At 70.4% G+C, this 13,098-nt stretch carries 11 protein-coding genes; 6 read left to right on the top strand and 5 right to left on the bottom strand.

Annotated elements, in window-relative coordinates; genetic code table 11:
• Positions 1-67 precede the first annotated feature (67 nt).
• The gene (locus IG04_RS0105040) at positions 68-907 is read left to right on the top strand and encodes a helix-turn-helix transcriptional regulator (protein WP_030475335.1); all 840 of its coding nucleotides are present in this window, start codon (positions 68-70) and stop codon (positions 905-907) included.
• On the opposite strand, the gene IG04_RS0105035 is transcribed toward IG04_RS0105040, so the two are convergent.
• Positions 900-1,376, bottom strand: coding sequence for a GNAT family N-acetyltransferase (locus tag IG04_RS0105035; RefSeq protein WP_338043493.1), 477 nt, complete (start codon positions 1,374-1,376; stop codon positions 900-902). The two genes, IG04_RS0105040 and IG04_RS0105035, sit on opposite strands and share 8 nt — an antisense overlap.
• A gap of 148 nt (positions 1,377-1,524) precedes the next feature.
• Here IG04_RS0105035 and IG04_RS0105030 point away from each other — a divergent pair, with 148 nt between their 5' ends.
• The 5 genes from IG04_RS0105030 (at position 1,525) to IG04_RS0105010 (ending at position 8,825) form a co-directional block, all read left to right on the top strand.
• A complete protein-coding gene (locus IG04_RS0105030) occupies positions 1,525-3,090 on the top strand; it encodes a sigma-70 family RNA polymerase sigma factor (protein WP_051768914.1) in 1,566 nt (521 codons plus the stop codon).
• 99 nt (positions 3,091-3,189) lie between these two features.
• Positions 3,190-4,608: a polyprenol phosphomannose-dependent alpha 1,6 mannosyltransferase MptB gene (mptB, locus tag IG04_RS0105025; RefSeq protein ID WP_051768912.1), complete on the top strand. Its 1,419-nt coding sequence runs from the start codon at positions 3,190-3,192 to the stop codon at positions 4,606-4,608.
• Entirely contained in the window at positions 4,595-6,085 is a 1,491-nt protein-coding gene (lnt, locus tag IG04_RS0105020) for an apolipoprotein N-acyltransferase (RefSeq protein ID WP_245815995.1), read from the top strand. The genes mptB and lnt overlap by 14 nt, the downstream gene beginning before the upstream one ends.
• Before the next feature lie 171 nt (positions 6,086-6,256).
• A complete protein-coding gene (locus tag IG04_RS0105015; protein WP_030475330.1) occupies positions 6,257-7,906 on the top strand; it encodes a choice-of-anchor B family protein in 1,650 nt (549 codons plus the stop codon).
• A gap of 52 nt (positions 7,907-7,958) precedes the next feature.
• Positions 7,959-8,825, top strand: a complete 867-nt coding sequence (locus tag IG04_RS0105010; protein ID WP_030475329.1) for a hypothetical protein — start codon at positions 7,959-7,961, stop codon at positions 8,823-8,825.
• A 74-nt stretch (positions 8,826-8,899) separates the two neighbouring features.
• Here the strand turns inward: IG04_RS0105010 and IG04_RS0105005 are convergent, their stop codons facing one another.
• From IG04_RS0105005 to IG04_RS0104990, 4 genes are all read right to left on the bottom strand, one after another.
• On the bottom strand, positions 8,900-9,628 hold the full coding sequence (locus tag IG04_RS0105005) for a response regulator transcription factor (protein WP_084401041.1): 729 nt from the start codon (positions 9,626-9,628) through the stop codon (positions 8,900-8,902).
• Between the two features lie 202 nt (positions 9,629-9,830).
• Positions 9,831-10,622, bottom strand: a complete 792-nt coding sequence (locus IG04_RS43715) for a glycoside hydrolase family 20 zincin-like fold domain-containing protein (protein WP_276326647.1) — start codon at positions 10,620-10,622, stop codon at positions 9,831-9,833.
• 34 nt (positions 10,623-10,656) lie between these two features.
• Positions 10,657-12,354 (bottom strand): HAMP domain-containing sensor histidine kinase, encoded by a 1,698-nt coding sequence (locus IG04_RS0104995; protein WP_030475326.1) that lies wholly within the window; start codon positions 12,352-12,354, stop codon positions 10,657-10,659.
• The gene (locus IG04_RS0104990) at positions 12,344-13,039 is read right to left on the bottom strand and encodes a response regulator transcription factor (RefSeq protein WP_030475325.1); all 696 of its coding nucleotides are present in this window, start codon (positions 13,037-13,039) and stop codon (positions 12,344-12,346) included. The genes IG04_RS0104995 and IG04_RS0104990 overlap by 11 nt, the downstream gene beginning before the upstream one ends.
• Positions 13,040-13,098 lie beyond the last annotated feature (59 nt).

Below are 13,098 nucleotides of genomic sequence, written 5' to 3'. Positions count from 1 at the left end.
CAGAGAGCCCTTATCGGGGGATCGGCGATCCCTGGTTCACGACGCGCCGGTCCGGATACTGGGGTTCATGGATCGGGTCGAACTCGCGGGATTCCTCAGGCGCCGCCGGGAGGAGCTCAGGCCGGAGGACGTCGGCCTGCCGGTGGGCGCGCGCAGGCGGGCACCGGGGCTGCGGCGCGAGGAGGTCGCGGCGCTGGCCGCCATGTCCACCGACTACTACACGCGCCTGGAGCAGCAACGCGGCCCGCAGCCGAGTGAGCAGATGCTGGCCGCGCTGGCCCGCGCGCTGAGGCTGACCGACGACGAACGCGACTACCTGTTCCGCGTCGCCGGCCGCAACGCCCCGTCGCCCCAGGCCACCGCCACCCACGTGGCGCCGGCCCTGCAACGGGTGCTGGACCGGCTCGACGACACCCCCGCGCTGATCCTGTCGAACCTCGGCGAGGTCCTGGTGCAGAACCGGTTCGCCGAGGCGCTGTACGGCGACTCCTCGCGCTTCACCGGACATGCCCGCAGCGGGATCTACCGCTGGTTCACCGACCCCGGCGAGCGCCTGATCTACCCCGAGCAGGACCGCGACCGGCAGGGCCGCACCCAGGTCGCGAACCTGCGCGCCGCCTACGCCTCGATGGGCCCGCGCTCACGTGCCGGTGAGCTCGTTCGCGCGCTGCGGAAGGAAAGCGCGGAGTTCGCGCAGCTGTGGGAACGGCACGAGGTCGCGAAGCGGTTCGAGGACCACAAGGTGCTGGTCCACCCCCAGCTCGGTGAGATCGAGGTGGACTGCCAGGCGCTGTTCACCGAGGACCAGTCGCAGGCGCTGCTGGTGCTGACCGCGCCCCCGCGCACCGAGGCGTTCGACAAGCTGCAGCTGCTCGGTGTGCTGGGCACGGAGAAGTTCGTCAGCTGAGGATCAGGATCGTCTCTTCGATCTCGGCCTTCCTGGCCGCCGCATAGCCGATGTCGGTACCGACCGACTTGAACCCCGCCCTCGTCAGCACCCGCATCGACGCCGCGTTGTCACTGGCCACGCGGGCGTGCAGCGGCCGGACCGTCACCTGTTCCAGCAGCAACGCGACCGCCCGTCCGGCGACGCCCTGACCCCAGACCGCGCGGTCGATCCAGTAGGTGATCTCGGTGTCGCCCTCCATCACGAAGCTGGCGATGCTGCCCACGACCGCGCCGTCGCCGAGGATGACCTGGTTCAGGGTTTCGGGGTTGCCCCGGATCTTGCGCCAGTGCGCGTCGAACGCCTCACGGTCGTCCGGGTCCTCCGCGGTGAACGCGGCCATCCGCGCCGCTTCGGGATCACGCATGAACTCGAACAATATGTCCAAGTCCGCGTCCTCAATGCCTCTCAGGGTCACTTCACTGATCATCGAGCGAGCCTAGTCGCGGGCCACGCCGAAGACAGCGGACATCGGGGTTGCGTGTGACCCCGGTCACCTTCCGGCCCGGTTTCTGTGACCTGAGGTGAGACTCGCCGGTCTCCCATGGCGTACAGGACGGTCGGCGAAGGGTGCGGAAGTGACGGGTCGGGAGTGGCTGGGGCAGGTGGACGCGGAGCAGGTGCAGGCCGCGCGGGCCGGTGATCGGACGGCGCTCGACGCCGTGGTCGCGGGTTGCCTGCCGCTGGTCTACAACGTCGCCGGTCGGGCGCTGCACGCCGATTCCGATGTCGACGACGTGGTGCAGGAGACGATGGTCCGCGTGATCCGCGGCATCGACGCGCTGCGGGAGCCGGACCGGTTCCGGTCGTGGCTGGTCGCCGTGACCATCAACCAGGTCCGCGAGCACTACCGCCGCCGCGACCTGGCCCCGGCCCCGCTGGAGGAGTACGACCGGGCCGATCCGGGCGCCGAGTTCGTCGAGGTCGCGTTGTCCCGCCTGCACTTCGCCCAGCAGCGCCGCGAGGTCGACGAGGCCGCGCGCTGGCTGGATCCGGGCGACCGCGAGCTGCTGGCGCTGTGGACGCTCGAACGCGTCGGGCAGCTGACCAGGGCCGAGGTCACCGACGCGCTCGACCTGGGCGCGCACGCGGTGACGGTGCGCGTGAGCAGGCTGAAGGGCCGCGTGGAGACGATCAGGCACCTCGTCCGCGCGTTGACGATGGAGCCGCGGTGCGCCGGGCTCGACAGGGCCGCGCAGGGCTGGAACGGCGAGCCGAACCCGTTGTGGCGCAAGCGTCTCCTGCGGCACGTCGACGAGTGCGGGCGCTGCCGGCGCGGCGTGGACGACGCGATGCCCGTCGAGCGCATCCTGACCGGCGCCGCGCTGCTCGTGGTCCCGGCCGCCTACCTGCCCCGGCTGCTGGCGACCCTCACGGACGTCACGCCGGACCCCGTCGCACTCGAGTCGGACCTCGGCACGGTGTCCACGCACCTCGCCGAACCGGCCGGTGTGTTCGGCATGCTCGCGGGCAAGCCCGTTCTCGCCGTGGCGGGCGCTGTGGCCGTGTGCGCGCTCGTCGGCGTCGTCGGCACGATGGTGCTGCTGCCCTCCGACCCACCCGCGGCCGTGGCCGGACCGAACACCACCCAGGGACTGGCACTCAGCACGTCCTCATCGCAGCCGGCGGAGACCACGTCCGCGACGTCGAGCGCACCGTCCACCACGACCACAACGACGACCATCACGACAGCGGCGCCCGAGCCCGTCCGCGCCGCCACGCCGGAGGAACGCGTGCTGGCGCTGATCAACGAGACCAGGGCGAAGGCCGGCCTGGCCCCGCTGACGGTCGACCCGGCGCTGGTCACCGCGGCCGACCGGCACACCAGGGCCATGATGAGCAACGGCTGCGGCCTGTCGCACCAGTGCCCCGGCGAGAGCGGCCTCGGCGAGCGCAGCACCGCGGCGGGCGTGAAGTGGAGCTCGGTCGCGGAGAACGTCGGCATGGGCGGCCCGGTCAAGGACAACGTCGAGGCGATCTCCAAGATGGCGCTCGGCCTGACCCAGGGCATGATCGACGAGAAGCCGCCGAACGACGGCCACCGCAAGAACATCCTGAGCAAGTCGTCCACCCGCATCGGCATCGTCGTGATCCGCGACGCCAAGGGAACCGTGTGGATGACGCACGACTTCGCCGGAAGTTGAGCTGAGACGCATATCTAAAAAAGATCATCCTTAGGTCGTACATGGGAACGCGACCACAGTCGGACGCGTGACGATCTGTCCGCACAGCACTGTCTCTCCGTGCAGACCGTCACGTACCGCTGGCCGACCGCGGTCACCACCGACACCCCGGAACTGTTGCGCTGGACTGGTTTCGGCGGTGCGCTCCTGCTCACCGCCGGTGCCTGGGCCGTGAGCGCCAGAGTCGGCGGCGCGGTGGCACTGGGCGTCGCGATCGCGGGTGCCGGACTGGTCGTGCTGACGTGGGCCCTGCTCGGCCGCACGAGGCCGGACCCCGGCTGGCTGCGCCGGACGCTGGCCTGGTGGTGCGCGCCGCTGCTGGTGGCCCCGCCGCTGTTCAGCGCCGACGTCTTCAGCTACCTGGCCCAGGGCGAGGTGGCCGCGAACGGGCTCGACCCCAACGCGGTCAGCCCGGCGGTCGGCGCGAGCGCGGAGGCCGTGGCACGCGTCGGCGTCTACTGGCGCGAGACGCCGTCGCCTTACGGGCCGTTGTTCACCACGGTCGAGAGGGCGATCACCGAGGTCACCGGCGGTGACCCCGTCCTCGGCATCGGGCTGTACCGGCTGGTCGCCGCGCTGGGACTGCTGCTCGTCGTGTGGGCGGTGCCCAGGCTCGCCGCCATGACGGGCGTGCAGGAGCGCACGGCGTTGTGGCTGGGCGTGATGAACCCGTTGGTGCTGTGGCATCTCATCGGCGGTGTCCACAACGACGCGCTGATGCTCGGTCTCATGCTGTCCGGCACTGTCGTCGCGTTGGACGCGCTGCCGGAACTGAAGTGGTGGCAGTACACGGCCGGTGTCGTCCTCATCGGACTGGGCGCGCAGGTCAAGCTGCCCGCGCTGGTGGCGCTCGCGGTCGTGGGCACCGCACTGGCGCGCAGGCTGGGCGGCGGCTGGATCCGGTTCGTCACGGCGGGCTTCGCCATGGTCGCGGCCGCCGGGGTGGTGTCGGCCGCGACGTCGCTGGCCGGAGGGTCCGGTTTCGGCTGGGTGCGGGCGCTCGGCACGCCGTCGAAGGTCAACAGCTGGATGGCGCCGACGAACTGGCCCGGCTATCTGGCGGGTGCGGTGTTCGGTCCGGAAAGCGGTCAGGCGATGATCTCCTCGGCACGGATCGCGGGGTTCGTGCTGATCCTGTGCGGGGTGGCGGTGGTGTTGGGTCGCCAGCTGCGCGGACGGATCTCCGAGGTGACGTCGCTGGGAATGATGATGAGCCTGATCGTGGTGCTGGGGCCGGTGATCCAGCCGTGGTACCTGCTGTGGGCCGTGCTGCCGCTGGCCGCGTGCCTGCCGGTGGGGACCTGGCGGACGCGGGTCGCCGTGCTCGCCGGGGTGTTCGCGCTGCTGGTGCCGCCGCTCGCGGGCAACTTCGCCGGTCGGGTGCCCGAGCTGATCGGCGCCTACGTCGTCGGGATCGCTCTCGTCGGTGGCGCGTACCTCGTCCTGCGCCGGGCGAGGGTGTCCGTTGCGCAAGCCTGACCTCGCCCGTTACGGCGCGGCGGCGGTGGCCGGCGGCGCGCTGGCCCTGAGCTTCCCGCCGCGCACGCTCTGGTGGCTCGCCGTTCCCGCGTTCGTGGTGTTCTGGCTGGTGGTGAAGGGCGCGGGCGCCCGTCGGAGCGCCGGTCTCGGGTTCGCGTTCGGGTTCGCGTTCTTCCTCCCGCACCTGTGGTGGATCCAGCACTTCCTGGGTGACGACTTCGGGCCGTGGCCGTGGCTGGTGCTCAGCGCGTTGATGGCGTTGTTCATCTGCGGTGTCTGCGCGCTGTTCCCGCTGGTCGCCCGGCTACCGGCGGCTCCGGTGTGGGCGGCGCTGCTGTTCGTGCTGCAGGAGACCCTGCGCGGGCTGATCCCGTTCAACGGCTTCCCGTGGGGCCGCGTCGCGTTCGGCCAGGTCGACGGGCCGTTCGCGCGGCTCGCCGTGCTCGGTGGCGCGCCGCTCGTGACGTTCGCCGTCGTGTTCACCGGGTTCGGCCTGGCCGCCTGGTTCCCGAGGTGGACCCGCGCCTGGGCGCTGGTGCCGATCGTCGCCGCGCTCGCCGTGAGCCCGCTGATCTCGATCGAGGCCCAGACCGGCCAGCGGACCGTCGCGGTCGTGCAGGGCAACGCCCCCGACCTCGGCCTCGGCCTGCTCACCGAGGGCGCCACCCTGCGCGACAACCACCTGCGCAAGACCGCCGAGCTGGCCGCGCTGGTCCGCGGCGGCGCACTGCCGAAGCCGGACCTCGTGGTGTGGCCGGAGAGCGCGACCAGGACCGGTGACCGTGACCCGGTGCTCGACGCCGCCATCACCGACCTCGGCGTGCCGACCCTGGTGAGCGCGCTGCGCGACGGGCAGAACTCCGTCATCACGTGGGACCCGGAGACCGGCGCGGGGGAGTCGTACGCGAAGCAGGAGCTCGTCCCGTTCGCCGAGCACATCCCGCTGCGCCCGCTCGCCCGGATCTTCACGCCGTTCGCGGACCAGGCCGATCTCGACGCGGGCACCGAACCGGGCGTGCTGGACATCGCGGGCACGCGCGTCGGCGTCGGCATCTGCTACGAGGTCGCCTACGACTACGTCCTGCGGGAGAGCGCCGCCGACGGCGCGCAGCTCCTGGTGGTGCCGACGAACAACGCCTGGTACGGCCGTGGCGAGATGACCTACCAGCAGCTCGGGATGGCCCGGCTGCGCGCGATCGAACACGGCCGCGCGGTCGTGGTCGCGGCGATCAGCGGCGTGAGTGCCGTGGTGCGGCCGGACGGCAGTGTCGTGCGGTCGACCGGGATGTTCACCGACGACCTGATGGTGGACACCGTGCCGTTGCGCACGGACCTGACGTTCGCGACCAGGTTCGGCGGCGCGATCCACGTCGTGCTCACGGGCTTGGCGCTGGCCGCGTGCCCGGTGGCTTTGTGGTCGCGGCGGCGAGCACGACGTGCACCGGGCTCCGGCCCTCGGCGAACCGGCGAGGACTGAGTCCCGAGCGCAACCGGGCTCTGGCGGCTGCTGTCCGTGGTCCGGATGTATCGATCTGATCCACTTCGCCCCGAACCAGACGAATGACGGTTCACGGCGAGTACCTGCCGCTTCTACGGTCTGTTGGTGACCGGGAACCCCCTGCTTCCCGGTGCTAAGGAGCCCAACTACATGAAATCCCTGCGTATGGGGGCGCTGGCCGTCTTGACGGTCTCAGTGGTCGCCCTTTCGATGACGGGCGCCTCCGCCCACGATCCCAACACCGCCGAGGGCCAGGCCGCCGCCAGGGCTTTCCTGGCCGACCACCTGCCCGCCGACCGGCACGCCGTCTTAGGCCAGGCGGCCGGCGTTCCGTGCGTCAACGGCAAGGCCGACATCTATCCCTGCAAGAACGTCGACCTGCTCAGCGTGCTGCCCCTGTCCGCGATGGGCGGTGGCAACGGCAACGACATCTGGGGCTGGACCGACCCGTCCTCCGGCAAGGAGTACGCGGTCGTCGGCCGCACCAACGGCACCGCGTTCGTCGACGTCAGCACGCCCACGGCGCCGAAGTTCCTGGGCAACCTGCCGTCCAACGGCGGCAGCAGCACGTGGCGTGACATGAAGGTCTACAAGGACCACGCCTTCATCGTCGCCGACTTCATCACCGGCCACGGCATGCAGGTGTTCGACCTGACCCGCCTGCGGACGATCACCACGCCGCAGACGTTCACCGCCGACGCCCTGTACAAGGAGTTCGGCCCGGCGCACAACATCGCCATCAACGAGGAGACCGGGTACGCGTACGCGATCGGCTCCAACACGTGCAGCGGCGGCCCGCACATGGTCGACATCCGCACGCCGAAGTCGCCCAAGAACGCGGGCTGCGTCTCCCAGGACGGCTACACGCACGACAACCAATGCGTGGTCTACCGCGGGCCGGACGCGACCTACCGGGGCCGGGAGATCTGCTTCAACTCCAACGAGGACACGCTGACGATCGTCGACGTGACCGACAAGGCCAGGCCGGTCCAGATCTCGCGCAAGGCCTACTCCGGCGCGCAGTACTCGCACCAGGGCTGGCTGACCGAGGACCAGCGGTACTTCCTGCTCGACGACGAGCTGGACGAGTCGCGCGGCACCGACAAGCGCACCAAGACCTACATCTGGGACCTGGCGAGCCTCGCGAACCCGGTGCACACCGGCGTCTACAACTCGCCCGCGACGGCGATCGACCACAACCAGTACATCAAGGGCAAGTACTCCTACCAGGCCAACTACCAGGCCGGGTTGCGCATCCTCGACGTCAGCGGCGTCGCTTCGGCACAGCTGACGGAGGCCGGGTTCTTCGACATCTACCCGGCGGCGAACGAGGCGAAGTTCAACGGGGCGTGGAGCAACTACCCGTACTTCGCCAGCGGCATCGTCCTGGTCAACGGCATCGAGCAGGGCCTGGTCGTGGTCAAGCCCAACCTCGGCGCCGTCGAGCCGCCCCCGGGTGGCAAGTTCGAGAACACCGCGGACGTGCAGATCCCGGACAGGGGAGCGGCGGTGACGTCGTCCGTCTCGGTCTCCGGTGTGCCCGGCAAGGCCCCGGCCGCGCTGAAGGTCAACGTCGACATCAAGCACCCGTACCGCGGTGACCTGGTGATCGATCTCGTCGCGCCGGACGGGACCTCGTTCCGTCTCAAGGGTTCCAGCAGCGACTCCGGCGACAACGTGCTGACCACCTACGAGGTCAACGCCTCCGCTGAGGACGCCGCAGGCTCCTGGCAGCTCAAGGTGCAGGACGTGGCCAGCGCCGATGTCGGCTACATCGACGCGTGGAGCCTTCAGTTCTGACCCTGACGCGGGTGGGCGGTTCCGCCGCCCACCCGCGCCGCTAGGAGTTGTCATGCGCAAGCTCAGCCTTGTCGACTGGATGTTCGCCCTGCTCGCCGTCGCCGTGGTGGCAGGCGGCGGCATCATGGTGTTCGCCAGGTCCGCACCGCCGATGCAGCACCAGAACATGGGCGCCGTGGTCCCCGCCGCCCACAGCGACGGCCTGTCCGATGTGGAGAGTGGCTACCGCTTCGAACGTGTGATCATGCCCGAGACACGTGGCACCGCCGTACCGGTGGCGTTCCGGATCCTCGACGGCGCGGGCAAGCCCGTCACCCGGTTCCTGGACAACCAGACCAAGCAGATGCACTTCTTCTCCGTCCGCGAGGACATGTTCGTCTTCGAGCACCTGCACCCTGTGCTGGACGGCGACACCTGGCGCACCACGCTGTCCCTGCCCGACGGCGGCGCGTACCGCATGTTCGCGGAGTTCGTGCCACTCGACACGGCGGACCCGCGCCACCCGGTCGTGCTCGGGGTGCCGTTCAGCGTCCCCGGCGACACCACGTGGGCCCCGGTTCCCGCGCCCGAAGCCGGTGCGGTGGCAACAGACGGCTACACCGTCGTGCGGGTGGACGAGCCGGCCCAGCCCAAGGCGATGACCCAGCAGACGCTGCGGCTGTCGATCCGCGCCCCGGACGGCACACCGGTCAGCTCGCTGGAACCCCACCTCGGCGCCAACGGCCACATGACCGGGTTCCACACCATGCTGCTGTCGGCCACGCACCTGCATCCCGTCGAACTGGCCGGAATCCCGTTGAACAACGGTGAGTTGAGCTTTCAGGCGGTGTTCGCCGACCGGGGCGAGTACCGGCTGTTCCTGGAGTTCGCCCACGGCGGCAAGCTGCACCGGTCGGCGTTCACGGTCTCCGTCGGCTAGGTCAATTTTTAAAGCTCTATAGCTTCAGTGTTGACCAAATTCAACCCGGCCGAGCTGATCGCGATCACATCGAGTTACCTGCCTGTGCTGGAACTACGTACGGCCGAAAGTGCCGTGCCCCACGGATACTCGTCCATGACCTGGCCCCCCGTCCGTGGCGGATGCGGCACGAACCCACCCTCGCCGTAGTGCACGTAGGTGTCCACAATGGACTGGGAGGGCGCGTCGCAGAACACCGTGCGCCGCAACGCCGCCCGCGTGTGCACGGTCTCGGGATGCGTGGCGAGCACCCGCAGCAGCGCGAACTCCCTGGTGGTGAGCGGCACCTTCTCACCGTCGGGCAGCACTACCTGGTGTTGTTCGAGCTCCAGGCGGCCGGCGCCGATGCGCAGCACCACGGCCAGTTCCGCGGCCCGCCGGCACAGCGCCCGCAGCCGCGCGGTCAGCTCGCCCAGGTCGAACGGCTTCGCGAGGTAGTCGTCGGCGCCGGCGTCGAGGCCGTCGATCCGGTCGTGCACCGAGCCCATCGCGGTGAGCATCAGCGCCTGCGTCCGCACGGACCGGGAACGTAACCGGGACACCCGGTCCAGTCCGTCGACGGCCGGCAGGACGCGGTCGATCACGACCACGTCGTAGGGCCGGGTGAGCGCGAGGTGCAGTCCGCGTTGCCCGTCGAAGGCGACGTCGACGTCGTACCCCTCGCCGCGCAGCACCGCGGCGAGCAACTCCACCAGTTCCCGGTCGTCGTCCACGAGCAACAGCCGGAACCGGTGGACTGCCAGCGACTTCGAAGAGGCCCGCACGAAGCCACGATCGCACGTGATCAGCGTCGATTCAGGAGCCAACAGCCAACGGACAGGTTCACGGATGTGACCGGAAGGCTTGGTACGACGCAACTTCCCCGGTCGGACGGCTTCGGCGCACCCACGGCACCCGCCGGTGAAAGATAAACATGTGAACCGCGGTCGTCGCGTGACCTGCGATCACGCGACGACTGTGAACGACCTACCAGGCGGGCGCGACGGCCGAGGCGGTGCGCAGTTCGCCGACCCAGCCCGCGGTCGCGATGGCGCGCAGGACGTCGTCGCCCTCGGCGAGCTTGCCGTGCGGGCCGAGAACGGCCGCGTCGCCGTCGTGCCAGCGCACCGGCAGCTTGCCGTGGCGTTCGAGCAGACCGGCGAACTTCGTCGTCAGCTTCGCGGTGCCGATGTGCACCCAGCGGCTCGGGAACAGCTCCAGCAACTCGACCGTCGCCGGCCCGAGTTCGGGCACGACGGTGATGCCGTGATCGCGGCCGTACTCGACGAGGTCGCGCAGCGCGTCGGGATCACCGTCCGGGAAGACGTGCAGGACGTTGAGCTTGTAGGCGGCCATCCGGTCGATCGCCCTGCGCATCTCGGCCGGCGGCAGCAGCGCGCTCGACACACCACGCCACGCGAACGCGGGGGAGTCGCGCACGTCGGCCGCGCGGACCGTGCCGTCGCGGGTCATCAGCTGCCGGAACGACTGCACGCCGTGCCGCAGCCCGGCCTGGGTGCCCGCGCGCAGCATGATGGCGTCGTTGCTGACCAGCAGCGCGTACCCCTCGGGGCCGAGCCCGCGCATGGCCGGGTCGTGCGACACCATCAGCATGCCGTCGGGCGACTCCGCCAGCAGGTAGCCGGTCTGCCGGAAGACGTGCTCGCGCAGCATCGCGGCCGCGGTGCGCGCCTGCCCGGTCACCCGGACGGTCACGTCTTCGGTCAGTACGAACGAGCCCGTGCGACGGGGCGCGCTCGTGGGCATGGGAACAATCAACGGTTTCCTCTCCAGCGAGCTAACGCTGGGTGTATCAGCTGAGTTCCGGCAATCGGACGCGGAACGTGGTTCCGGCGCCTGTCGCGCTGGTCACATCGACCGTTCCGCCGTGCGCCTCGACGAGCTTGCGGACGATCGCGAGCCCCAGTCCGCTGCCGCCCGTGGCTCGGCTGCGCGACTTGTCCGCGCGCCAGAACCGGTCGAACACGTGCGGCAGATCGTCTTCGGAGATGCCCGGACCCGTGTCGGTCACCGTGATCACGACCTCGCCGTCCCCGGCCGTGCCCGCGACCGTCACCGATCCGCCGGAGGGCACGTGGCGCAGCGCGTTCGAGACGAGGTTGTCGAGGATCTGCCGCAGCCGCAGGGCATCGGCCCGGACGGTGAGGGAGGGGTCGGCGGACACCGTCAGTGTGACTCCGGCCTGCGCGGCTCTTGCCTCGTGCGCGGCTTGGAGCTGCTCCAACGCGATCGCGACGTTGAGCCGTTCGAGTGTCAGGCGCAACGAGCCCGCGTCGGCGACGGCGAGGTCCTGCAGGTCGTCCACCACGTGCTGCAGCACGAGCGCTTCCTTGAGCAGCAACGCCACCAGAGCCGGATCGAGGTCGCTCACCCCGTCCTCGGCCGCCTCCAGCCAGCCCCGGATGTTGCTCAACGGCGTCCGCAGCTCGTGCGCGACGTCGCTGACCATCGCTTTGCGCGCCCGCTCCAGGTTCGCCCTGTTCGCCGCCATCGTGTTGAACGCCCTGGTCAGGCCCGCGATCTCGTCCTGCCCGCGCACCGGCACCGGTGGGATGTCGCTCCCGGCGGACAGGTGCGTCGCCGCCGCGGTCAACGCCCTCAGCGGCCGGGTGATCCGGGCCCCCGCGAACGCCGTTACCCCGATCGCCGCCAGCAGCACCGCCGCCGCGGCCCCCACGACCTGCAGGCCGTTGCCCGACAACGAGATCGCGGTGGTCGGCGTGCCCATGGGGTTCGTCAGGTACAGCAGGACCGGCGGCGCCACATACTGGGCGAGCTGCTCCTTGCGTGACGCGGCCACGCACGCGGCGACGGCCGGTTCGTCCGGCGGCGGCGCGCCCGAGGACTGCTTGCGCGCCGGGGTGAAGTCGGGATCGAGGTCCACCGGTGGCAACGAGCGGCGTGCCAGGCAGGCGTTGGTCAGGTCCTCCAGGTCGAGCAACGCGAAGAAGTCCGCCGCGGTGTCGAACGGCAGGTCCCGCTCCCGGCAGTCCAGCCGGGCCTGCTCCTTCCTGACCAGCCGCAGGCAGTACAGCGTCCCGGTCCGGTCCTCCCGGTCGCGGAAGTCGATCGGCGTGCGGAACGGCCCCAGCACCCGCTTGTCGATCCGGTCGGCGGGCGCGCCGGGCACCAGGACCGGGTCGACGTCCAGCGGGTCCACCACGGCCGAGGCCCTGTCCGGCAGCCGGCCGCCGGCCGCGCCCAGGTCGGCGACCGTGCGGCCGTCCTTGGTGACCAGCACGATGCGCCGGCCGGGCTGCCCGGACACCAGCGCCTCGACATAACCGTCTATTCCGGACCAGTCGCGATGACCGGCCGCGTAGTCGAGCAACGTCGTGTAGATCCGGTGATCCGAGGCGAGCTCACGGCCCTGCTCGCGGGCGATCGACGCCTGGGTCAGCTGCGTCGCCAGCCACGCCGTCGCGGCGATCGAGCACACCGCGATCAGCACCACCACGACGAGCAGGCGCGTGAAGACGCTACGGCGCATCGGCGCGTCCCGCCGTGAGCTTGTAGCCGATGCCGTACACGGTCACGAGGTGCGCGGGCGCACGCGGATCGGTCTCGATCTTGCGCCGCAGGTTCTTCACGTGCGTGTCGATCGTCCGCGCGGTCAGGAAGCTGCTGATGCCGTGCATCCGCTGCAGCAACTGCTCGCGGCTGAACACCCTGTCCACTTCGGACGCCAGCACCTCCAGCAGCCCGAACTCGCCGGGCGTGCACTCGACCGCTTCGCCACGCACCCTCACCTCGTGCCGCAGCTGGTCCACCACGATGGGCCCGACCTGCAGCACCGGCTCCGGTTTCGCGGCGGGCACGCGCCGCAACAACGTCCGTACCCGTGCCACCAGCTCGCGCGGGCTGAACGGCTTGGTCATGTAGTCGTCCGCGCCGATCCCGAGACCGTGCAGCAGGTCGTCCTCAGTGGACCGTGCCGTCAGCATCAGCACCAGCACGTCCGACTCGGCCCGCAACGCCCGGCACACGTCCAGCCCGCCCAGTCCCGGCAGCATCAGGTCGAGCACCACGAGTGCGGGGCCGTGCGCACGGACCACGTCGAGCGCGTCGCGTCCATCGTGGACGACGAGCACCCGGTGGTGGTCCTGCTCCAGGTACCGGCGCACCAGCTCGGCCTGGTTCTCGTCGTCCTCCGCGACCAGGATGAGAGCGCTCACCCGCCGATCATATGGACGCCCTCACCGCGATCACCGGTTCGACACAGGATCCTCACAAG

The sequence above is a fragment of the Lentzea albidocapillata genome (assembly GCF_000719115.1).
GTDB classification, from domain to species: Bacteria; Actinomycetota; Actinomycetes; order Mycobacteriales; family Pseudonocardiaceae; genus Lentzea; species Lentzea albidocapillata.
Note: the sequence above shows the minus strand (reverse complement) of the source record. Positions and strands in the feature narration are given on the sequence as shown.

Excerpts from the sequence above, each read along its gene's own strand:
- IG04_RS0105040 (WP_030475335.1), top strand. The coding sequence starts at position 68 with ATGGATCGGGTCGAACTCGCGGGATTCCTCAGGCGCCGCCGGGAGGAG.
- IG04_RS0105035 (WP_338043493.1), bottom strand. The coding sequence starts at position 1,376 with ATGATCAGTGAAGTGACCCTGAGAGGCATTGAGGACGCGGACTTGGAC.
- IG04_RS0105015 (WP_030475330.1), top strand. The coding sequence starts at position 6,257 with ATGAAATCCCTGCGTATGGGGGCGCTGGCCGTCTTGACGGTCTCAGTG.
- IG04_RS0105010 (WP_030475329.1), top strand. The coding sequence starts at position 7,959 with ATGCGCAAGCTCAGCCTTGTCGACTGGATGTTCGCCCTGCTCGCCGTC.
- IG04_RS0104995 (WP_030475326.1), bottom strand. The coding sequence starts at position 12,354 with ATGCGCCGTAGCGTCTTCACGCGCCTGCTCGTCGTGGTGGTGCTGATC.